This window comes from Burkholderia sp. BCC1047 (genome assembly GCF_902833155.1).
Classification (GTDB): Bacteria; Pseudomonadota; Gammaproteobacteria; order Burkholderiales; family Burkholderiaceae; genus Burkholderia; species Burkholderia sola.
Window position 1 is genome coordinate 123,194 of record NZ_CADFEH010000006.1, and the last position, 20,541, is coordinate 143,734.

General features: G+C 68.1%; 19 protein-coding genes. 9 read left to right on the plus strand and 10 right to left on the minus strand.

Annotated features, from left to right (window positions below; genetic code table 11):
* Positions 1-3: 3 nt before the first annotated feature.
* Complete coding sequence (locus HWX55_RS09150; protein WP_175975391.1) at positions 4-2,148, plus strand: phospholipase C, phosphocholine-specific; 2,145 nt, start codon at positions 4-6, stop codon at positions 2,146-2,148.
* Between the two features lie 369 nt (positions 2,149-2,517).
* Complete coding sequence (locus HWX55_RS09155; protein ID WP_175975392.1) at positions 2,518-3,666, plus strand: branched-chain amino acid ABC transporter substrate-binding protein; 1,149 nt, start codon at positions 2,518-2,520, stop codon at positions 3,664-3,666.
* 134 nt (positions 3,667-3,800) lie between these two features.
* On the opposite strand, the gene HWX55_RS09160 is transcribed toward HWX55_RS09155, so the two are convergent.
* Entirely contained in the window at positions 3,801-4,550 is a 750-nt protein-coding gene (locus HWX55_RS09160; RefSeq protein ID WP_011544971.1) for a FadR/GntR family transcriptional regulator, read from the minus strand.
* A 362-nt stretch (positions 4,551-4,912) separates the two neighbouring features.
* On the opposite strand from HWX55_RS09160, the gene gudD reads away from it, so the two are divergent.
* The gene (gene gudD / locus HWX55_RS09165) at positions 4,913-6,265 is read left to right on the plus strand and encodes a glucarate dehydratase (protein WP_175975393.1); all 1,353 of its coding nucleotides are present in this window, start codon (positions 4,913-4,915) and stop codon (positions 6,263-6,265) included.
* Between the two features lie 179 nt (positions 6,266-6,444).
* Here gudD and HWX55_RS09170 read toward each other — a convergent pair whose 3' ends face one another.
* The 3 genes from HWX55_RS09170 to HWX55_RS09180 all read right to left on the minus strand — a co-directional run bounded on the left by HWX55_RS09170 (position 6,445) and on the right by HWX55_RS09180 (position 9,049).
* A complete protein-coding gene (locus HWX55_RS09170; RefSeq protein WP_175975394.1) occupies positions 6,445-6,909 on the minus strand; it encodes a DUF2214 family protein in 465 nt (154 codons plus the stop codon).
* Between the two features lie 39 nt (positions 6,910-6,948).
* A complete protein-coding gene (locus HWX55_RS09175; protein ID WP_175975395.1) occupies positions 6,949-7,758 on the minus strand; it encodes a hypothetical protein in 810 nt (269 codons plus the stop codon).
* 226 nt (positions 7,759-7,984) lie between these two features.
* A complete protein-coding gene (locus HWX55_RS09180; protein ID WP_006476459.1) occupies positions 7,985-9,049 on the minus strand; it encodes a glycosyltransferase family 4 protein in 1,065 nt (354 codons plus the stop codon).
* 566 nt (positions 9,050-9,615) lie between these two features.
* Between HWX55_RS09180 and HWX55_RS09185 the strand changes: the two genes are divergently transcribed.
* Complete coding sequence (locus HWX55_RS09185) at positions 9,616-11,448, plus strand: ABC transporter ATP-binding protein (RefSeq protein ID WP_175975396.1); 1,833 nt, start codon at positions 9,616-9,618, stop codon at positions 11,446-11,448.
* A gap of 87 nt (positions 11,449-11,535) precedes the next feature.
* Here the strand turns inward: HWX55_RS09185 and otsA are convergent, their stop codons facing one another.
* Both otsA and otsB read right to left on the minus strand, forming a co-directional pair.
* Positions 11,536-12,921, minus strand: coding sequence for an alpha,alpha-trehalose-phosphate synthase (UDP-forming) (otsA, locus tag HWX55_RS09190; RefSeq protein ID WP_124556929.1), 1,386 nt, complete (start codon positions 12,919-12,921; stop codon positions 11,536-11,538).
* A complete protein-coding gene (gene otsB, locus HWX55_RS09195) occupies positions 12,918-13,670 on the minus strand; it encodes a trehalose-phosphatase (RefSeq protein ID WP_175975397.1) in 753 nt (250 codons plus the stop codon). The genes otsA and otsB overlap by 4 nt, the downstream gene beginning before the upstream one ends.
* A 565-nt stretch (positions 13,671-14,235) precedes the next feature.
* Here otsB and HWX55_RS09200 point away from each other — a divergent pair.
* The 3 genes from HWX55_RS09200 to HWX55_RS09210 are packed head-to-tail and all read left to right on the plus strand — an operon-like array spanning position 14,236 to position 16,206.
* Positions 14,236-14,871 carry an SCO family protein gene (locus HWX55_RS09200; protein WP_175975398.1) on the plus strand — a complete coding sequence of 212 codons (636 nt, stop codon included), beginning with the start codon at positions 14,236-14,238 and terminating at the stop codon, positions 14,869-14,871.
* 8 nt (positions 14,872-14,879) lie between these two features.
* Positions 14,880-15,326, plus strand: coding sequence for a copper chaperone PCu(A)C (locus HWX55_RS09205; protein WP_175975399.1), 447 nt, complete (start codon positions 14,880-14,882; stop codon positions 15,324-15,326).
* A 10-nt stretch (positions 15,327-15,336) separates the two neighbouring features.
* On the plus strand, positions 15,337-16,206 hold the full coding sequence (locus HWX55_RS09210; RefSeq protein WP_175975400.1) for a cytochrome c oxidase assembly protein: 870 nt from the start codon (positions 15,337-15,339) through the stop codon (positions 16,204-16,206).
* A gap of 15 nt (positions 16,207-16,221) precedes the next feature.
* Here HWX55_RS09210 and HWX55_RS09215 read toward each other — a convergent pair whose 3' ends face one another.
* Together HWX55_RS09215 and HWX55_RS09220 are read right to left on the minus strand one after the other, a co-directional pair.
* Entirely contained in the window at positions 16,222-16,713 is a 492-nt protein-coding gene (locus tag HWX55_RS09215; RefSeq protein ID WP_175975401.1) for a GNAT family N-acetyltransferase, read from the minus strand.
* 127 nt (positions 16,714-16,840) lie between these two features.
* Positions 16,841-17,707: a pirin family protein gene (locus HWX55_RS09220; RefSeq protein WP_175975402.1), complete on the minus strand. Its 867-nt coding sequence runs from the start codon at positions 17,705-17,707 to the stop codon at positions 16,841-16,843.
* 111 nt (positions 17,708-17,818) lie between these two features.
* On the opposite strand from HWX55_RS09220, the gene HWX55_RS09225 reads away from it, so the two are divergent.
* Positions 17,819-18,736 carry a LysR family transcriptional regulator gene (locus HWX55_RS09225; RefSeq protein ID WP_175975403.1) on the plus strand — a complete coding sequence of 306 codons (918 nt, stop codon included), beginning with the start codon at positions 17,819-17,821 and terminating at the stop codon, positions 18,734-18,736.
* A gap of 103 nt (positions 18,737-18,839) precedes the next feature.
* A complete protein-coding gene (locus tag HWX55_RS09230) occupies positions 18,840-19,343 on the plus strand; it encodes a GAF domain-containing protein (RefSeq protein WP_050011447.1) in 504 nt (167 codons plus the stop codon).
* Between the two features lie 103 nt (positions 19,344-19,446).
* Here the strand turns inward: HWX55_RS09230 and map are convergent, their stop codons facing one another.
* The gene (map, locus tag HWX55_RS09235; RefSeq protein ID WP_175975404.1) at positions 19,447-20,253 is read right to left on the minus strand and encodes a type I methionyl aminopeptidase; all 807 of its coding nucleotides are present in this window, start codon (positions 20,251-20,253) and stop codon (positions 19,447-19,449) included.
* Positions 20,253-20,489: a ParD-like family protein gene (locus HWX55_RS09240; RefSeq protein WP_050011449.1), complete on the minus strand. Its 237-nt coding sequence runs from the start codon at positions 20,487-20,489 to the stop codon at positions 20,253-20,255. The genes map and HWX55_RS09240 overlap by 1 nt, the downstream gene beginning before the upstream one ends.
* Positions 20,490-20,541 lie beyond the last annotated feature (52 nt).

A 20,541-nucleotide genomic window follows, 5' to 3' on the forward strand; every position in this document is an offset into this window, starting at 1 on the left:
ACCATGACCCGATCGAACCGTCGTGACTTCCTGCGCGTCGCCGCCGGCACTGCCGGCGCCGCCGCGCTGAACCTGTTTCCGCCCGTGATCCGCGATGCGCTCGCGATTCCCGCGAACCGCCGTACCGGCACGATCCGCGATATCGAACACATCGTGATCCTGATGCAGGAGAACCGCTCGTTCGACCACTACTTCGGCACGATGCGCGGTGTCCGCGGCTTCGGCGACCCGCGCCCGCTGCGCCTCGCGAACGGCAAGCCGGTGTTTCACCAGCCGGTCGGCCCGGCCGAACTGCTGCCGTTCCACCCGGGCGCCGACAAGCTCGGCCTGCAGTTCCTGCAGGACCTGCCGCACGGCTGGCAGGACATGCACGCTGCCTGGAACAAGGGCCGCTACGACCAGTGGGTGCCGAACAAGGGCACGACGACGATGGCGTACCTGAAGCGCGACGACATCCCGTTCCACTACCAGCTCGCCGACGCGTTCACGATCTGCGACGCGTACCACTGCGCGTTCCCGGGCTCGACCGACCCGAACCGCTATTACATGTGGACCGGCTACGTCGGCAACGACGGCACGGGCGGCGGCCCGGTGCTCGGCAACGATGAAAAGGGCTACGGCTGGACGACTTATCCGGAAGTGCTCGAACAGGCCGGCGTGTCGTGGAAGATCTACCAGGACGTCGGCACGGGGCTCGACGCGAAGGGTTCGTGGGGCTGGACGTCCAACCCGTACATCGGCAACTACGGCGACAACGCGCTGCTCTACTTCAACCAGTACCGCACCGCGCTGCCGGGCACGCCGCTGTACGACAAGGCGCGCACCGGCACCAACATCAGCGCCGGCGGCACGCTGTTCGACGTGCTGCAGCAGGACGTGAAGAACGGCACGCTGCCGCAGGTGTCGTGGATCTGCGCGCCGGAAGCATATTCCGAGCACCCGAACTGGCCGGCCAACTACGGCGCGTGGTACATCGAGCAGGTGCTGAAGGCGCTCGTGTCGAATCCGGACGTGTGGAGCAAGACCGCGCTCTTCATCACGTATGACGAAAACGACGGCTTCTTCGATCACGTGCCGCCGCCGTTCGCGCCGCAGTCGCGCGACAACGGGCTGTCGACGGTCGCGACGACCAACGAGGTCTATGCCGGCGACGCGTCGCACATGGCCGGCCCGTACGGGCTCGGGCCGCGCGTGCCGATGCTGGTCGTGTCGCCGTGGACCAAGGGCGGCTGGGTCTGCTCGCAGACCTTCGATCACACGTCGCTGCTGCAATTCATCGAGGCGCGGTTCGGCGCGCAGTATCCGGTCACGGCCGCCAACGTGTCGCCATGGCGTCGCGCGGTGTGCGGCGACCTGACGTCGGCGTTCGAGTTCGCGACCGCGGACGCCGCGTGGCCGACGCTGCCCGACACGAGCGGCTACGCGCCGCCCGACCGCGTGCGCCATCCCGACTACATCCCGGTGCCGCCGGTGCTGCAGAAGCTGCCGAAACAGGAAGCCGGGCTGCGTCCGGCGCGCGCGCTGCCGTACGAGCTGTTCGTGCACGGCCGCGTCGAAGCCGCGGACGGGCAGTTCCGGCTGACCTTCGCGAACACGGGCCGAGCCGGCGCCGCGTTCCAGGTCCAGTCGCGCAACCGCGTCGACGGCCCGTGGGCGTACACGGTCGAAGCCGGCAAACGCATCGCCGATACGTGGAGCGCCGCCGCGTCGCTCGGCCTGTACGACCTCGACGTGTACGGCCCGAACGGCTTCTACTGCCATTTCCGCGGCCCGTTCGCGACCGGCGTCGGCAGCGCGAGCGTGAACCCCGAAGTGATCTACGGCTACGACGTCGCGAACGGCAACATCACGCTGCGCCTGATGAACCGCGGCCACAAGGCCGTGCGGCTCAAGGTCACGAACGCGTACGGCCACGGTCACGCGCGCACGTTCGACCTCGCGCCGGGCGCGCACGTCGACGATTACTGGGATCTGCGCGGCAGCCACGGCTGGTATGACCTGACCGTCAGCGACGGCCGGGCGCTCGGCTTCCTGCGCCGCTTCGCGGGCCACGTCGAAACGGGCCGCCCGAGCACCAGCGACCCGTTGATCCGCACGACCGCGTCGCACGACGACGCCGAAGCCGCATCGGACGCCCTGTCCGACTGACGTCGACCCACGCGCGGCGCGGCCCCGGCGGGCTGCGCCGCGTCTTTGCCCCGCAGCACTCCCCCTCTCTGCGCCCGTTCCGCTCGCGACGGGAAACTCCCGATACCGGCCGCCCGCGCTCGCGCCGAAGCTATGCGCAAATCCGCATCGAATGCGCGACAAATTTCCAAGACCCGCGCATATCGGCGACCTATATATCGAAGCAATCGGGGCTCTTCGCGGAGCCTGACGGGAGATGTTTCCGAGGATCACGATGCCGACCTCCCCGCCCGATTCCGAGAAGCGGTCGAACCGCCCGCCCGTCGCACGCGCCCGGCCCGCCCGGACGCGCGCGGTACCCACTCGCCGGTGTCGAACAAGAGGAACAACATGAAATTCCGTCATTCCCTGCTGTCGGTGTCCATTGCATCCGCGCTTGCCCTCCTCTCGCAACAGGCCGCTCACGCTGCCGACGCAACCGACGTGAAGGTCGGCTTCGCCGCGCCGCTCACGGGCGTGAACGCCGGCTACGGCAAGGATCTGCAAAACGGCGTGCAGCTCGCGCTCGACGATGCGGTCGCGCAGAAGGTGCAGATCGCCGGCAAGCCCACCCGCTTCAATCTCGTCGTGCAGGACGACCAGGCCGATCCGCGCATCGGCGTGCAGGCCGCGCAGGCGCTGGTCGACCAGAACGTGTCGGTCGTGGTCGGCCACTTCAACTCGGGGACGACGATTCCGGCGTCGGTGGTCTACGACAAGGCCGGCATTCCGGTGATCGACCCGGCCGCGACCAACCCGACGCTCACGTCGCGCGGGCTCGCGAACATGTTCATGGTGATCGCGACCGACGGCCAGAATGCCGGCAACGCGGGCAAGTACGCGGTCGACGTGACGAAGGCGAAGCGCATCGCGATCATCGACGACCGCACCGCGTTCGGCCAGGGCGAGGCCGACGAATTCGAGAAGGCCGTGAAGGCCGCCGGCGGCACGATCATCGGCCGCGAATTCACCAACAATCAGGCGGTCGATTTCCGCGCGCAGATCACGAGCCTGAAGGGCAAGAACCCGGACCTGATCTTCTTCGGCGGCCTCGATTCGCTCGCCGCGAACTTCATCAAGCAGATGCGTCAGCTCGGGCTGAACGCGCAGTTCGTCGGCGGCGGCGGCGTGAAGGACAACGAGTTCATCAAGATCGCGGGCCCGGCCGCCGAAGGCGCGATGGCATGGGAATACGGCCGGCCGCTCGACGAGTTGCCGCAGGGCAAGGATTTCGAGGCGCGCTTCAAGAAGCGCTTCGGCGTCGACGTGCTGTCGTACGCGCAGTTCGGCTATGACGCGGCGTGGGCGGCGATCAAGGCGATGCAGGCGGCCGGTTCGACCGACCCGAAGGCCTATCGCCCGGCGCTGAAGAAGGTCGACTTCGAGGGCGTGACCGGCCGCATCTCGTTCGCGAACGACGGCTCGCTGAAGAGCGGGATGTCGACGCTGTACCAGGTGAAGAACGGCGCGTGGAAGACGATCGTGACGAAGGGAGGCTGATCGGCGAGGCAGGCGGCCGGCGGCGGGCACGCCGCCCGGCCGTGAAGATCGGCGGAATCACCCCGATCTCATATGACGACTGATGTTGAAGCGATTTCCCCGCGCGCAGCCGCACGGGCTCCGCAACCCGGCGGTCAGCCGGCTTCGGCCTCCGCCGCCTCGTGCGCGCGGCGCAACCGCTCGCGGCTGTTCGTGAGATGCGTGCGCATCGCGGCGCGGGCCGCTTCCGGGTCGTGGCGCGCGATTGCCTCGTAGATGTCCTCGTGCTCGTGATTCAGCCGGCCGACGTAGCGCTCGAGGTCGTCGCCGGCAAAGCGCGCCGAATTCACGCGCGTGCGCGGGATGATCGACGTGCCGAGCTGCGTCATGATGTCGACGAAATAGCGGTTGCCGGTGGATTGCGCGATCTGCAGGTGGAACTGGAAGTCGAGCTGCGCGGTGTCGCGGCCGCCGCCCGCGCCCGTCGCGATCGCGTCGAGCGCGCGCCGCAGCGCGGCGAGGTCGGCATCGTTCGCGCGCTGCGCGGCGAGGCTCGCGCACTCGCTTTCGAGGCTGATGCGCAGTTCCAGCACCGCGAGCACGTCGCGCAGCGTCGTGATCGTCGCGGGATCGATGCCGAGCGTCTGGCGGCGCGACGGCTCGAGCACGAAGCTGCCGATGCCGTGGCGCGTCTCGACGAGGCCGCTCGCCTGCATCCGCGAGATCGCCTCGCGCACGACCGTCCGGCTCACGCCCTGCGCCGCCATGACTTCGGTTTCGGTCGGCAGCTTGTCGCCGGGACGCAGCGTGCCGTTTTCGATCTGCGCGGTCAGCGCGTCGACGACATCTTGTGCGAGGCTGCGTGCGCGACGGCGCGGCGCTGCGGGAAGCGTAGGCACGGACATGTGGCCGGTTCCTTTTTGAATGATCGTAATGTGAGCCGAGGGTTTACGCGGGGTTTGAGCGAAAGCCGATGATTCATTATACTGCGTCACAAGTCATCCGACGACTGATGATCGGCGCACGGTCTCCTGTCGACTCAGGTCGGCTGTTCAGTCCCGCCTGGTCCCGTGCGTAACGATCGATCGACCCGTATTCGCGTGCTGCGCTCCACGGGCCCGGTTGTCGCTTCCACCCCGTGTTCGGGTTGCGTCGACATGCGGGGCTTGCGCGCCACGCACGTCGGTTGTCGAATGATCGCACCTCACGCCGCGCGCGGCAAAGCTTTTGCCGCACGGCATCGCCTACTTTTTCGCCATCGCCGCCCATGAACGCCGTCACTGCCTCGCCTTCCCACGACACGCCGCGCATCGTCGACCTGCAAGCGATTCCGGTCGCCGGCCACGACAGCATGCTGCTCAACCTGAGCGGCGCGCACGGCCCGTTCTTCACCCGCAACCTCGTGATCCTGAAGGACAGCGCGGGCCGCACGGGCGTCGGCGAAGTGCCGGGCGGCGAGAGCATCCGCCGCACGCTCGACGACGCGCGCGCGCTCGTCGTCGGCCAGCCGGTCGGCAACTATCACGCGGTGCTCAACGACGTGCGCCGCACCTTCGCCGACCGCGACGCGAGCGGCCGCGGGCTGCAGACCTTCGACCTGCGCACGACGATCCACGCGGTCACCGCGCTCGAAGCCGCGCTGCTCGACCTGCTCGGCCAGCATCTCGGCGTGCCGGTCGCCGCGCTGCTCGGCGAAGGCCAGCAGCGCGAGCGGGTCGAAATGCTCGGCTACCTGTTCTACGTCGGCGATCGCACGAAGACCGCGCTCCCCTATCGCGACGGCCGCGGCGCGACCGACGACTGGACCCGCGTGCGCGACGAAGCCGCGCTGACGCCCGAAGCCGTCGTGCGGCTCGCCGAAGCCGCGCATGCGCGCTACGGCTTCAACGACTTCAAGCTGAAGGGTGGCGTGTTCGACGGGGCGAGCGAGATCGAAGCCGTGACGGCGCTCGCCGAGCGCTTCCCCGACGCGCGCGTGACGCTCGATCCGAACGGCGCATGGTCCCTCGACGAGGCCGTGCGACTGTGCCGCGATCAGCATCACGTGCTCGCGTATGCGGAAGATCCGTGCGGCGCGGAGAACGGTTACTCGGGCCGCGAGGTGATGGCCGAATTCCGCCGCGCGACGGGGCTGCCGACGGCCACCAACATGATCGCGACCGACTGGCGGCAGATGGGCCATGCGGTGCAGTTGCACGCCGTCGACATCCCGCTCGCCGATCCGCATTTCTGGACGATGCAGGGCTCGGTGCGGGTCGCGCAGATGTGCCGCGACTGGGGCCTCACGTGGGGTTCGCATTCGAACAACCACTTCGACGTGTCGCTCGCGATGTTCACGCACGTCGCGGCCGCGGCGCCCGGCCAGGTCACCGCGATCGACACTCACTGGATCTGGCAGGACGGCGAACGGCTGACGCACGAGCCGCTGAAGATCGAGAACGGACTGGTGGAAGTGCCGAAGCGGCCGGGGCTCGGCATCGACATCGACATGGATGCGGTCGCGCTCGCGCACGAGCTGTACAAGCAGCACGGCCTCGGCGCCCGCGACGACGCGGCGGCGATGCAGTATCTGATCCCGGGCTGGACGTTCAACAACAAGCGCCCGTGCCTCGTGCGTTGAGGGCGCGACGAACCGGGCGGCAGGTCCGCCCGGTCGGAACGGAATGATGCGGTTCGCCCGTGGATCGGCGCTCGCCTGCCGGGAGAGACCGGCGAAGCAAAAGCGGGATTCGCGAGCGCGCGGCTAGCCTGTCGCCCGCTGATGGATCTCCTGGCCTGCCGCCCCCTAACCGGGCGTCCCTAGCCGGCTGCGCCAATCCCCCGCGCCATCCCCGACGCGGCGAACACGATGACGATCACCAGCACCGCCTGCCAGTGGCCGATCCGCACATAGGTGCGCGCACGGCCGATATCGGGCATCTGCTGCCGCCGCGCGGCGACACGCCAGCGGATCAGCCCCAGCATCGGCACGACCTCGAGCAGCAGGATCAGCACGAGCGCGGTCATCTTCAGGTGAAAGAGCGGTTCGTGCAGGTAGTACGCGGTGCCTTTCTCGAAACCGCCGAATGCGCGCGCCACGCCCGTCGCGATCAGCACGAGCGCCGACACGCCCCAGACCGCATCGGCCTTGAACACGCCGGGCAAATCGACCGCCTGCGCGGATGCGATGAGCCGGCGCAACGCGCGGTTACGCGCCGCGATCGCGGCAAACGCGACGCCGAACGCACTCAGATGAATGGCAGCCAGCAACCAACGGACGATCATCGCGCCTCCTTGTCGCCCGCGCCCGGTGCGCGAGCCCTGTCAGACGATTTGCTTGAGCGCCGCGTCGAGCGCGAGCACCGCGACGCGGTCGCCTTCGGTCGCGAGCGGCGTGCGCATCACGATCTGCCGGTTGTGGCCGACCGCCGCCGGCGAATCCCACAGCAGTTCCACCTTCGGCCGATTGAACAGGCTGCCGCGACGCGGCGGCACGACCGCCGGCTGCGTGCCCTGCTCGCCCGCGGCGGGCGCGGCGGGTGCGACTCGGCCGGGCCAGCGCACCGACAGTTCGCGCGCGTCGTACTGGCCGACCTTGCGGCTTTCCATCCAGACGATCGCGGTGCGCGTCAGCACGTCGAGCGAGATCGCATACCGGCCGACCGCGAAGCGGCGCGCGGCCACGTTGGTCCGCCACAGTGGCCGCGGCCGACAGATCCAGACGATCGCCGCGTACAGCGCCGGCGCGGCGACGAGCCAGCCGTTGGTGGCCGTCACCGCATGCAGCGCGCGGCGCCAGCCGGCCGCCCACGTGAACGCGCCGATCGACCACGCGGCAAACAGGAAACCGATCAGCGCGAACACGCGCAGCGCCTGGCGCAGCCACTGCGGCAGCGGATGGAACGGCCGCTCGGCCCGCGCGGCGGCGCCCGGCAGCGCGAGTAGCAGGAAGATCAGGATGAGGTAGAGGAATGCCCACGGCGACGATACCATCGCCGACAGCGACGAGCGATAGCCCATCTGGGACATCGAGAACAGCCAGCGCGCGAGCAGCACGAGACCGATCGCGCGCAACGCGAAGATCACGCCGGCGCCGGGGGCCGGCGCTGCGCGCGTGGTTTTCGTTCTCGCCAAGACTGCTCTCCTCTGGATAGTCGTACCGGGCCGGATTTCACGGCACGGCCATTATAGGGACATTACCGTCTGGACAGACGGCAGGATGGTGTGCCGGGCCGCTTCGGAGGCCGTTCGCAGCGTCGGGCGCGGCGAGAATACAACAGATCCGCGCCGCAGATGTGACAACGCCCCGCCGGAAAACCCGGACGGGGCGTCGTGGCGGCCGCGCGGCGGCGGCCCGCAATCAGCTTGCGTTGACTTCGCGGAGCACCGTGCGGCGCTTCTGGCGCAGCAGTTCCTCGTAGCCCTTCACGTAGTTCTGCGCCATCACCTTCGACGAGAAACGGGCTTCGAACGCGGCGCGAACCTTCTCGCGCGGCAGCGTATCGAGACGCTTGAGCGCGGCGACGGCCGACAATTCGTCTTCGACGACGAAGCCCGACACGCCGTTGTCGATCACTTCCGGCACCGAGCCGCGCTTGAACGCGATCACCGGCGTGCCGCAGGCCATCGCCTCGATCATCACCAGGCCGAAGGGCTCCGGCCAGTCGATCGGGAACAGCAGCGCATGCGCGTTGCCGAGGAATTCGGTCTTCTCCGACTCGCTGATTTCGCCGATGTACTCGACGTGCGGCAGCGCGAACAGCGGCTTGATCTTCTCTTCGTAGTACGCGCGGTCGGCCTTGTCGAGCTTCGCGGCGATCTTGATCGGCAGGCCGGCCTGCTCGGCGATGCGGATCGCCGTGTCGACGCGCTTCTCCGGCGAGATGCGGCCGAGGAACGCGAGGTAGCTCGGCTTCACGTTCGGGATCGGCGTCAGCAGGTTTTCCGGCAGGCCGTGGTAGACGGTCGACAGCCAGTTCGCCTGCGGCAGCGGGATGCGCTGGTTGTCGGAGATCGACACGACCGGCACGTCGCTGAACGCGTTGAAGATCGGCTGCAGTTCCGGCAGATCGAGACGGCCGTGCATCGTCGTCAGATGCGGGACCGGCTGGCGCGAGAACAGCGAGAACGGGTAGTAGTCGATGTGGCAGTGCAGGACGTCGAACTCTTCCGCGCGGCGGCGCACCTGCTCGAGGAGCAGCATGTGCGGGGCCATCACGTCGCGGATCGTCGGGTCGAGGCGCAGCGCCTGCGGCCAGCACGCTTCGAGCTTCGCGGAGGTTTGCGAATCGCCGCTCGCGAAGAGCGTGACGTCATGCCCCATCTCGACGAGTGCTTCGGTGAGATAGGACACCACTCGCTCGGTCCCGCCGTACAGTTTCGGGGGCACCGCTTCATGCAACGGAGCGATTTGGGCGATTCGCATGCGTAACTCCTAAAAAATCGGCAAAAAACCAGGTATGGGTCGGCAACCTGCCGGTGGTCCGGGCTGGAAACATGTCGTCCGAACCTCGGACGAATCAGCCTGCCGGGGGCGTCGAACCCGCGCTGCTCAAGGAGCGTCGGCGACGCGACAGGCATAGAACGTTTGAAACGAAGACCCGTTGACAGGGGTTCGTAAAAAAACCTGGAATCGAACCCGGAGCCGATTATCTAGGGTTATTCCCGATACGGCGCACGACATTTCAAACACTTTACTTTGTTACAAAGGCGCAACACTTTGCAACCCGCGGACTCGGGCGTCCGTTCTAGAGTGGAAGGCCGTTTTGGCGATCCTTGTTAACCCGCAGCTGCCGGCAGCGTGATTCCGGCGCACGACGCAGGACGGGATGCCGGATTTTATCTCAAAATCGAGCGCGAGCCCCTGGCCAAGGCAAGATTCGCGCAGCGCGACGCGCGGCGTTGTTTACAATGCCGGATTATTCAGTCCGGGCGAACGCCGGCCTGCGACCCAGCCGCCCCGCTCAATCACCGAATCACCGCACCCATATTTTGGAATCTCTCACCCCCGCCCAGCGCAACGCCCACAACGCGAAGCTGTCGAGCTACGCGCATCGGCCGATCGCGTTCCTGTTCCGCTACATCCGCCTCCACCCCGTCGCGCACCTGATCGTGCTCTGCAGCGTGCTGGCCGCCGTCGGCTGCGCGCTCGGCTCGCAATATGCGATCAAGCACCTGATCGACGTGCTCGCGACCGGACGCCATCACCCGGGCCCGCTGTGGGGCGCGTTCGCGCTGCTCGTCGGGCTGATCGCGGCCGACAACCTGCTGTGGCGCGTCGGCGGCTGGGTCGCCGCGCACACGTTCGTCGCGGTCACCGGCGACCTGCGGCGCGACCTGTTCCAGTACCTGATCGGCCATTCGCCGACGTATTACTCGGAGAAGCAGCCCGGCACGCTCGCCAGTCGCATCACGGCCACGTCGAACGCGGTCTACACGTCGGAGAATACGATGGCGTGGAACGTGCTGCCGCCGTGCATCGCGGTGATGGGCGCGATCCTGATGATCATCGTCGTCAATCCGCTGATGGCGGCCGGCCTGCTCGGCTGTTCGGCCGTGCTGTCCGTCATCCTGTTCAAGCTCGCCGGCCGCGGCTCCGCGCGCCACCACGCGTTCGCGGCGAAGGCCGCGGCGGTCGACGGCGAGCTCGTCGACGTGATCGGCAACATGGGCCTCGTGCGCGCGTTCGGGATGACGCTGCGCGAACAGAAGCGCTTCAGCGCGACGGTGAAGGCCGAGATGGATGCGCGCCAGCAGAGCCTGCTCTATCTCGAAAAGCTGCGGCTGCTGCACGCGGTGATCACCGCGATGCTGTCCGCCGGCCTGCTCGGCTGGGCGCTGTGGCTGTGGGATCAGGGCCGCGCGACGTCGGGCGACATCGTGCTCGTCAGCTCGCTCGGCTTCACGATCCTGCACGGCACGCGCGACCTCGCGGTCGCGCTCGTCGACGTCACGCAGCACGTCGCCCGCCTGTCCGAAGCGGTGAAGACGCTGCTCGAGCCGCACGGGATGCCGGACCGCTCGGACGCGCAGCCGCTGTCGGCCACGGGCGGCCGCGTCGATTTCGAGCGCGTGACGTTCGCGTACCCGCACCGCCGCGCGATCCTCGACCACTTCGACCTGCATATCGAGCCGGGCCAGCGCGTCGGCCTGATCGGCAAGTCGGGCGCGGGCAAATCGACCGTGCTCGCGCTGCTGCAACGCTTCTACGACACGCAGGACGGCGTCGTGAAGGTCGACGGCCAGGACGTGAAGGCCATCACGCAGGACAGCCTGCGCCACGCGATCGCGCTGGTGCCGCAGGACATCTCGCTGCTGCACCGGACCATCTACGACAACATCGCGTACGGCCGCCCCGACGCGACCCGCGACGAAGTGCTCGCCGCCGCGCGCGACGCGCGCTGCGCGGAGTTCATCGAGGCGATGCCGGAAGGCTATGACACGATCGTCGGCGACCGCGGCGTCAAGCTGTCGGGCGGCCAGCGCCAGCGCATCGCGATCGCGCGCGCGATCCTGAAGAATGCGCCGATCCTGCTGCTCGACGAAGCGACGTCGGCGCTCGACAGCGCATCCGAGGAAGCGATCCAGAGCGCGCTCGACCGGCTGATGGTCGGCCGCACGGTGATCGCGATCGCGCACCGCCTGTCGACGCTGCGCAACTTCGACCGCATCATCGTGATGAGCAACGGCAAGGTGATCGACGACGGCCCGCCCGAGGTGCTGCGCAACCGCCCCGGCCTGTACCGCGATCTGCTCGCGAAGCAGCACGGCCGCCATCATGCGGCCACCGACGGCAACACGCCGACCGGCGAACGCGTGGCCTGACGCGCGTCGGCATCCGGCCAACGAAAAAGCCGCCGTGCTTGCTCGCACGGCGGCTTTTTCAATTGCAGCGGCAGCAATGGATCGGGATCAGACCTGCTGCAGATCGCGCAGAAAATTGTCCCGCCACACCGACACGTTGTTCTCGCGAAGCTGCGCGATCATGTCCGCGTAGCGTGCGCGCCGCTCGGCGAGCGGCATCGTCAGCGCCTGCGACAGCGCATCGGCCATCCCGTCGATATCGATCGGATTGACGATCAGCGCGCCCGTGAGCTCGCGCGCGGCGCCCGCGAAGCGCGACAGCACCAGCACGCCCGGATCGTCCGGATTCTGCGCGGACACGTACTCCTTCGCGACGAGGTTCATCCCGTCGCGCAGCGGCGTCACGAAACCCACGCGCGCGAGCCGGTACAGCGCGGCCAGCAGCTGCCGGTCGTACTGGCGGTGAATGTAGAGGATCGGCGCCCAGTCGAGCTCCGCGTAGCGCCCGTTGATGCGCCCCGACTCCGCTTCGAGCTGCAGCCGGATGTCCTGATACGCGCGTAGGTCCGCGCGCGTCGACGGCGCGATCTGCAGGAACGACACGCGGTTGCGAATCGACGCCTGATGCTCGAGCAGCTTCTCGAACGCCCGGAAGCGCTCGACGAGCCCCTTCGAATAATCGAGCCGGTCGACGCTCATGATCAGTTGCCGCCCGCGCAGCGACGTCGCAAGCGTGCGCACCGCCTTGCCGTGCTCGCCCGCCTGCGCGAGCGACGCGATCTCGTCCGGATACACGCCGATCGGATAGGCGGCCGCGCGCAGCGTCTGGCCGAACGCCCGCACGTGCGCCGTGTGCCCGTCGTGCTCGACCTCGCCGTCCGCCTCGAACGCGACGTAGTCGCAGAACGCGCGCAGATCGGGCTCGGTCTGGAAGCCGAGCAGATCGAACGCGCACAGCGACTCGACGAGCTCGCGGTGCGGCGGCACGTTGACGAGCACCTGCGCGGCCGGAAACGGGATGTGCAGGAAGAAGCCGATGCGGTTCTTCACGCCGGCGTCGCGCAGCGCGCGCGCGAACGGAATCAGGTGATAGTCGTGCACCCAGATCACGTCGTCGTCCTGCAGCAGCGGCACGAGCTGCTGCGCGAGCCACACGTTGACGCGGCGGTAGCCGTCGAATTCGTGGCGGTCGTACTGGATCAGGTCCGCGCGGTAGTGAAACGCGGGCCACAGCGTCGCGTTCGAGAAGCCGCGGTAATACTGGTCGTAATCGCGACGCGACAGCCCGACGGTCGCGAACGTCACCGGCCCGCGCTCCTCGATGCGGATCTGCGGCTGCGGCGCGCCGGACGCGACCACTTCGCCGCTCCAGCCGAACCACATGCCGCCGGTTTCCTTCAGCGCGTCGTAGACGCCGATCGCGAGGCCGCCCGCCGCCGGTTCGCCTTCCGAAATCGGTGCGACGCGGTTTGAAACGATGATGAGCCGGCTCATGCGTGCGGTTGCCCCGCGCCAAGCCAGCGTGCGATCTGCTCATGCAGTGCGTCGACCGAATCGAGCCGCATCCGCGCGGACGTCTCGCCCGCGCCGACCTTGATCGACAGGCCGCCGCGCGCGTTGACCACCGCGAAGCCCTTCTCGTCGGTCAGGTCGTCGCCCGCGAACAGCGGCACGCGGCCCGCAAACGGCGGCTCGTCGAGGAACGCGGCCAGCGCGCGCCCCTTGTCGACGCCCTTCGGCTTGATCTCGAACACCATCTTGCCGGGTTGCAGCACGTACGCATCCGGATAGTCGGCGACGAGGCGCTCGGCCGCTTCGCGCGCCACCGCCTCGCGCTCGGGCGCATTGCGAAAGTGCAGCGCGACGGCCGCACCCTTGATTTCGAGCAGCATGCCCGGATGGCGATCGACCACGCCCGCGAGCTCGCGCTCGATGCGCAGCAGGCGCTCGTCGTTGAAGCCGATGCGCTGCGTGTCGCCGTTCGCGTCGCGACGCTCGGCGCCGTGCAGGCCGGCGATCGGCAGGCCGGGCATCTGCAGGAACGTGTCGAGGTTGTCGATCCCGCGTCCGGACACGATCGCAACCGCGCCGTGCGAGCGGCGCGACAACTCGTCGAGCAGCGTCAGCAGCGACGGCGGAACGTGAATGCTGTCGGGGGTCGGCGCCAGCTCGACGAGCGTGCCGTCGAAGTCGAAGAAGAACGCGGTATCGGTCAGGGACAGGGAAGCCGGAACGGATTGCATCGATTCGATAGTCTGAGGGCCGGCCGGCAAAACGCAGGCCGCCACTGCGCGAATGGAGTTGTGCGCATCTTACCGCGCCTGCGCCCCCAGATGGGCGAAACCGGGACAGCGCGGACCTCGCGCCGCCCGCCGCGTCAACTGCGACATATTGCCCCGCTCGCTCGCCCCGTACCGGTTTCAAAAGGACGCAGGCGCGCGAATTGCGCTACAGTCGCAACCGCCTGCCGCGCGACGCATGGCATCGCGCCGGCCGGCTACCCATTTAGTCCGATCGAGCTCAGGGACTGTTTCCATATGGAACGCGCATGCGAATGTCCGAAATTGCTCGTAGGGCAAGGAGTAAGGAGCGCCGTTTGGCCGAGCCAAACAAGCGACGCGCGACGCCGCCATACGGGCAATTTCGGACATTCCCGTAGAATATTTTTTAATTTGGGGTTGCCACGAGAACGGCCGCTCGCCGCGTTGCGCTCCTTGCGAATACGTCAGTATTCGCAGCGTCGCGCGCCTCGCGAGCGGCCGTTCTCGTGGCAACGCATGTGCGTTCCATATGGAAACAGTCCCTGAGATGTCGTCTGCCCGCCACGCGCCGCACCGGCGCCTTTCCCGCCTCATCCGCACGGCCGTGGCCCTCGCCGCCGCCGTGGCGCTCGCCGCGTGCACGCACGACGAGCCGCGCTGGAACCTGACCAACGTCACCGGCCACCTGCCCGACCTGTCGTTCGAGCTGACGGGCGGCGACGGCCGTCCCACCGACGCCGACGCGTTCCGCGGCCGCGTCGCGCTCGTCTACTTCGGCTACACGCACTGCCCCGACGTCTGCCCCGAAACGCTGGCGCGGTTGATGGAAGTGCTGGCGAAGCTCGGCCCGCAGGCGGACAACGTGCGCATCCTGTTCGTCTCGGTCGACCCCGCGCGCGATACGCCGCAGGCGATGCAGTCCTACGTCGCCGCGTTCGACGCCGCGCATGCGCGCGGCCTGACCGGTACCGACGGCCAGATCGAATCGCTCGCGAAGCGCTATCGCGTCGCGTACCAGATGGAAAAACGCGATCCGTCCGGCGGCTACGAAGTGACGCACAGCTCGGCCGTCTACGTCTTCGACGCGACCGGCCGCGCGCGCCTGCTCGCGACCGATCGCGATTCGCCCGACGCCATCGCCGCCGATGTGCGCCGGATCATCGACACTGCCTCCACGACCTGAATTCCGCCATGAACACGAAAACGACCCTCAAGACGTTCGCCCTCGTCGCCGCGCTGTGCGCCGGCGCGCACGCGTATGCCGCCGGCGCGATCAGCGCGCAGAACGCGTGGGTGCGCTGGCTGCCGAACAAGCTGCCCGCGGGCGGCTACGTGACGCTCGTGAACACCGGCGACAAGCCGATCGACCTCGTCGACGTCGACAGCCCCGACTACGGGATGGCGATGCTGCACCAGACGGTCTCGAACGGCTCGACGCAGAAGATGGAAATGGTCGACAAGCTGACGATCCCCGCGCGCGGCAAGGTCGACATCGCGCCGGGCGGCTATCACTTCATGCTCGAGGAGCCGAAGCACGCGATCAAGCCGGGCGACACCGTGCACCTGCGCCTGAAATTCTCCGACGGCGAAACGGTCGATGCGCCGTTCGCCGTGAAATCGCCGGCCAAGACGAAGTGATGCGCGCGCGATGAACGTCCTGTACTGGCTCGATCCGTGGGAACCGTCGCCGACCGTGGTCATCGCGGTGCTGACGGCCGCCGTGCTGTTCGCGCGCGGCGCGAAAAAGGCGAAGGTGTCGCCGCTGCGGCAGTTCTCGTTCTGGTTCGGGCTGACCGCGCTCTACATCGCGCTGCACACGCGGCTCGACTATTTCTTCGAGCACGAATTCTTCCTGCACCGCGCGCAGCACCTCGTGCTGCATCACCTCGGGCCGTTCTTCATCGCGCTGTCCTATCCGGGCGCGGCGATCCGTGCGGGCATTCCGTTCCGCTGGCGGCAGCGCGTCGTGCGCCCCGCGCTCGCGTGGGCGCCGGTACGCGCGACGCTCGACGTGGTGTTCCATCCGGTCGTCGCGGTCGTGCTGTTCGTCGGGCTGATCTATTTCTGGCTGCTGTCGCCGATCCACTTCATCGCGATGCTCGACTGGCGCCTCTATCGCGTGATGAACTGGAGCATGGTGATCGACGGGCTGCTGTTCTGGTGGCTCGTCGTCGATCCGCGCCCCGCGCCGCCCGCGCGGCTGTCGCCGGGCCGCCGGATCCTGATCGTCGTCGCGGCGATCCCGCCGCAGATCGCGCTCGGCGCGCTGATCTTCTTCACGCCGCACGAGCTGTATCCGATCTATTCGATCTGCGGCCGCGCGTTCACGTGGCTGAGCCCGCTGCGCGACCAGCAGATCGGCGGCCTGCTGCTGTGGATTCCCGGCTCGATGATGAGCGTGATCGGCGCGCTGATCGCACTGCGGCACTGGCTGCGGCTGTCCGCGCGCGGGCGCCTGATCGGCGAACGGGTCGCGCAGCGCGCGGACAAGCCGCCGGTCGCACGCATCGCGCACTGACCGCCGCGGCGCGCGTCATGCTCGCGCGCTGCTCATCCACACGTGCGGGATGCCGTCCTCGTCGTGCACGTCCGAACTCGGCGTGAAGCCGAATGCCCCGTAGAAACGCTGCAAGTGGGCCTGCGCATGCAGGCTCACCGGCGTATCCGGCCATTGCGCGCGGATATGCTCGAGCGCGCGCGACAGCAGCCCGTTGCCGAGGCCCGCGCCGCGAAACGCGGCGGTCGTCAGCACGCGGCCGATGCGCACGTCGGTGTGCTGCGCGTCCGGCAGCAACACGCGCAGATAGCCGGCCAGGCGGCCGGCCGAATCGAAGGCGGCCAGATGCCACGCGGCCTGGTCCGCATCGTCGATGTCGCGATACACGCAGTTCTGTTCGACGACGAATACGGCGCTGCGCGCTTCGAGGATCGAATAGATTTCGCGTGCCGTCAGCGCGTCGAAGGGTTTCCAGCGCCAGTCGAGATCGGCGGCGCTCGGGGATGCGGCGGGTGCGGAGGCGTTCATGTGCGGTCCTGATTCGGGCGCGCCGGCCGGCGCGCGGCAACCGTCGATTATGCCTCGAAGCACGCGTCGCGCGCGACCGCCTGCCCGCGCGCGAAAAAAAGGCCCCGCATCGCGCGGGGCCTGCTCGTCATGCCGGCATCTGGCCGAAGCGGCCGCTGTTGAAGTCGTCGATCGCGGTCCGGATTTCCTCTTGCGAGTTCATCACGAACGGGCCGTAACCGACGACCGGCTCGTCGATCGGCTCGCCGCTCAGGATCAGCAGCTTCGCGTCACCGTTCGCTTCGATCTCGACGTCGCTGCCGTCGCGGCCGAGTTGCACGAACTGCGCTTCGCGCGCCACCGTCTCGCCGTTCACCAGGACGGTGCCGCTCAGCACGACCACCGCGAGCGTGCGCCCTTCGGCGACCGGGAACCGCGCATGGCCGCCCGCCACGAGCCGCACGTCCCACACGTCGATCGGCGTGTGCGTGCGGGCCGGGCCGCGCCGCCCGTCGAACTCACCGGCGATGATCCGCGCGCGCCCCGCGCCGTCCGGCAGCTCGACCACCGGGATATCGGCGTTCAGCAGCGTCTGGTAGCCGGGCGCGCCCATCTTGTCCGCGGCGGGCAGGTTCACCCACAGCTGCACCATCTCGAGCGGGCCGCCCCGCTTCGTGAACGCCTCCGAGTGGAATTCCTCGTGCAGGATCCCGCTCGCGGCCGTCATCCACTGCACGTCGCCCGGGCCGATCGTGCCGCCCGCGCCGGTCGAGTCGCGGTGCGCGACTTCGCCGTCATAGACGATCGTCACCGTTTCGAACCCGCGGTGCGGATGCTGGCCGACACCGCGCGGCGCGCTCGCCGGTTCGAACGTCGCCGGGCCGGCGTAATCGAGCAGCAGGAACGGGCTCAGGTGCGTGCCGTGAGACTGGTAGCTGAACATCGAACGCACCGGGAAACCGTCGCCGACCCAATGGCCGCGCGGCGCACTGTACACACCCTGGATCTTCTTCATTTGCCTTCTCCGAATTGCGGCGAAACCCGTGTTTCGCATCCATGAGTGACAATATAGAGATGGAACGATCGATCCGGTAGACTGCCGAAATCGCACTCAGCGTTCCATTTCATGAACGATAAAGCGCGGGATCTGAACGATCTCTACTACTTCGTGCAGGTCGTCGAACACGGCGGCTTCGCGCCGGCCGGGCGCGCGCTGGACATGCCGAAATCGAAGCTGAGCCGCCGTATCGCGCTGCTCGAGGCGCGGCTCGGGATGCGGCTGATCCAGCGTTCGACGCGCCGCTTCACGGTGACCGACGTCGGGCAGACCTATTACGCGCATTGCCGCGCGATGCTCGTCGAGGCCGATGCCGCCGACGAGGCGATCGCGCTGCTGCACGAGGAGCCGCGCGGCATCGTGCGCGTCAGTTGCCCGATCGTGCTGCTCGATTCGCTGGTCGGCACGATGATCGCCGCATTCATGGCCGCGTGCCCGCGCGTCGAGATCCACCTGGAAGCCACCAACCGGCGCGTCGACGTGGTCGGCGAAGGAATCGACGTCGCGATCCGCGTGCGGCCGCCGCCGCTCGAAGACAGCGATCTCGCGCTGCGCGTGCTCGCCGAGCGCGGCCAGTGCCTCGTCGCGAGCCCCGCGCTGCTGGGCGAGCATGGCGTGCCGGCCGTTCCCGCCGATCTGACGCGCCTGCCGAGCCTCGATCACGGCGTGCCGCAGTCCACGCACGTGTGGCGGCTGCGCGGGCCCGACGGCGCGCATGCGGAAATCCATCACCAGCCGCGCTTCGTGACGGGCGGCATGCTCGCGCTGCGCGCGGCGGCCGCCGCGGGCGTCGGCGTCGTGCAGTTGCCGACGATGATGGTGCGCGACGAGGTGTCGCGCGGTGAACTGGTCACGGTGCTGCCCGACTGGGCGCCGCGCCGCGAAATCGTGCACGCGGTGTTCGCGTCGCGCCGCGGGCTGCTGCCCGCGGTGCGGGCGTTGCTCGATTTCCTGGCCGAGCGGTTCGCCGAACTCGAACCCGACTGAACGCGCCGCATCACGCACAACCGTGCGCTGCAGACCGCGCGCGCGTGCCGTAGACTGCGGTACGCGCAATGCGCATTTTCACAACCCCTATCGCTTTCCCGCCATGTTCACGCTGTCCAACGACCCTACCGCCTCCAAGGCCGATCAATACGCGACGCTCGTCGAGCAGGCACGCGCGCTCGTCGAATCCGAACGCGACCTGACCGCGAACGCCGCGAATTTCTCCGCGCTCGTGTATCACTCGCTCGATCGCCTGAACTGGGCGGGCTTCTACTTCTTCGACGGCGCCGAGCTCGTGGTCGGGCCGTTCCAGGGCAAGCCCGCGTGCGTGCGGATCGCGCTCGGCAAGGGTGTGTGCGGCACGGCCGCGCAAACGCGCGAGACGCAGGTCGTGCGCGACGTGCACGATTTCCCCGGCCATATCGCGTGCGATGCGGCGTCGGAATCGGAAATCGTCGTGCCGCTGGTGGCCGCCGACGGCACGCTGATCGGCGTATGGGACGTCGACAGCCCGGTCGCCGCGCGCTTCGACGACGAAGACCGCCAAGGGATGGAAGCGCTGTGCCGCGTGTTCGTCGAACACGCGTGGCAGAAGGCGCGCGGTTAGGCGTCGCGGCGCCGCGGCGCTGGCCGCCGCGAACGACACGGGCCCCGCGAAGGGGCCCGTTTCATTGCAATGCCGCGCCGCCGTCTGCGGCGCACGACAGGCGTCAGGCCGCGTGCGTGCCCGAAAGCGCGGCGAACGCCTGCGGCTTCGCGTCCTCGGTCAACACCTCGAAGCCCGTTTCCGTCACCACGACCATGTGCTCCCACTGCGCGGACAGCGAATGATCCGCCGTGACGACGGTCCAGCCGTCGGCCAGCATGCGCGTGTCGCGCTTGCCCGCGTTCAGCATCGGCTCGATCGTGAAGATCATCCCCGGCCGCAGCGGCAGGCCGGTGCCCGGGCGACCGTAATGCAGCACCTGCGGCTCGTCGTGATAGACGTCGCCGATGCCGTGTCCGCAATACTCGCGCACCACGCTGAATCCTTCGCGATGGGCAACCTGCTGGATCGCATAGCCGACGTCGCCGAGCGTCGCGCCGGGACGCACCGCGCGGATGCCGGCATGCATCGCCTCGTAGGTCGCCGCGACGAGCCGCCGCGCGAGTTCGTTCGGTTCGCCGACGAAATACATGCGGCTCGTATCGCCGAACCAGCCGTCCTTGATCACCGCGATGTCGAGGTTCACGATATCGCCGTCACGCATCGGCCGCGACGTCGGAATGCCGTGACAGACCACGTGATTGACCGACGTGCACAGCGTCTTCGGATAGCCGTGGTAGCCGATATTCGCGGGGATCGCGCCCAGCTCGTCGACGATGTATTCGCGGCAGCGCGCGTCGAGCTCGTCGGTGGTGACGCCCGGCTTCACGTGCTCGGTGATCATCGTCAGCACCTGCGACGCGAGCTTCGCGGCTTCGCGCGACTTGGCGATTTCCGCGGCACCGCGGATCGGGATTTCGCGTTTCGCCATTACGCCACCTGCTCGATGCTCTGCGCGACCGTCTCGGCCGGCCCCACGTCGCCGCCCCGCGCCTCGGCCTCGATCAACATTTTGCAGATGTCGCCGTAGGAGAGCGCCGGATTGAGTTCCGCCAGCATCCCGACGCGCAGCCAGTGTTCGGCCTGTGCATTGATCGAACGGCTCAGCGCCGTGCTCGTCGAGCGCAGCCGTTCATGCATGTGCTCTGAAATCTTGATGATGCCCATATATCCCCAATTAAGCGAAACGTAGCTGTTTCGTATATTACGCCGTGCACGA

What these genes read in the sequence shown, in the direction of transcription:
- HWX55_RS09150 (WP_175975391.1), top strand. Translation starts at nt 4, where the DNA reads ATGACCCGATCGAACCGTCGTGACTTCCTGCGCGTCGCCGCCGGCACT.
- HWX55_RS09155 (WP_175975392.1), top strand. Translation starts at nt 2,518, where the DNA reads ATGAAATTCCGTCATTCCCTGCTGTCGGTGTCCATTGCATCCGCGCTT.
- HWX55_RS09160 (WP_011544971.1), bottom strand. Translation starts at nt 4,550, where the DNA reads ATGTCCGTGCCTACGCTTCCCGCAGCGCCGCGCCGTCGCGCACGCAGC.
- gudD (WP_175975393.1), top strand. Translation starts at nt 4,913, where the DNA reads ATGAACGCCGTCACTGCCTCGCCTTCCCACGACACGCCGCGCATCGTC.
- HWX55_RS09170 (WP_175975394.1), bottom strand. Translation starts at nt 6,909, where the DNA reads ATGATCGTCCGTTGGTTGCTGGCTGCCATTCATCTGAGTGCGTTCGGC.
- HWX55_RS09180 (WP_006476459.1), bottom strand. Translation starts at nt 9,049, where the DNA reads ATGCGAATCGCCCAAATCGCTCCGTTGCATGAAGCGGTGCCCCCGAAA.
- otsA (WP_124556929.1), bottom strand. Translation starts at nt 12,921, where the DNA reads ATGAGCCGGCTCATCATCGTTTCAAACCGCGTCGCACCGATTTCGGAA.
- otsB (WP_175975397.1), bottom strand. Translation starts at nt 13,670, where the DNA reads ATGCAATCCGTTCCGGCTTCCCTGTCCCTGACCGATACCGCGTTCTTC.
- HWX55_RS09200 (WP_175975398.1), top strand. Translation starts at nt 14,236, where the DNA reads ATGTCGTCTGCCCGCCACGCGCCGCACCGGCGCCTTTCCCGCCTCATC.
- HWX55_RS09205 (WP_175975399.1), top strand. Translation starts at nt 14,880, where the DNA reads ATGAACACGAAAACGACCCTCAAGACGTTCGCCCTCGTCGCCGCGCTG.
- HWX55_RS09210 (WP_175975400.1), top strand. Translation starts at nt 15,337, where the DNA reads ATGAACGTCCTGTACTGGCTCGATCCGTGGGAACCGTCGCCGACCGTG.
- HWX55_RS09215 (WP_175975401.1), bottom strand. Translation starts at nt 16,713, where the DNA reads ATGAACGCCTCCGCACCCGCCGCATCCCCGAGCGCCGCCGATCTCGAC.
- HWX55_RS09220 (WP_175975402.1), bottom strand. Translation starts at nt 17,707, where the DNA reads ATGAAGAAGATCCAGGGTGTGTACAGTGCGCCGCGCGGCCATTGGGTC.
- HWX55_RS09225 (WP_175975403.1), top strand. Translation starts at nt 17,819, where the DNA reads ATGAACGATAAAGCGCGGGATCTGAACGATCTCTACTACTTCGTGCAG.
- HWX55_RS09230 (WP_050011447.1), top strand. Translation starts at nt 18,840, where the DNA reads ATGTTCACGCTGTCCAACGACCCTACCGCCTCCAAGGCCGATCAATAC.
- map (WP_175975404.1), bottom strand. Translation starts at nt 20,253, where the DNA reads ATGGCGAAACGCGAAATCCCGATCCGCGGTGCCGCGGAAATCGCCAAG.
- HWX55_RS09240 (WP_050011449.1), bottom strand. Translation starts at nt 20,489, where the DNA reads ATGGGCATCATCAAGATTTCAGAGCACATGCATGAACGGCTGCGCTCG.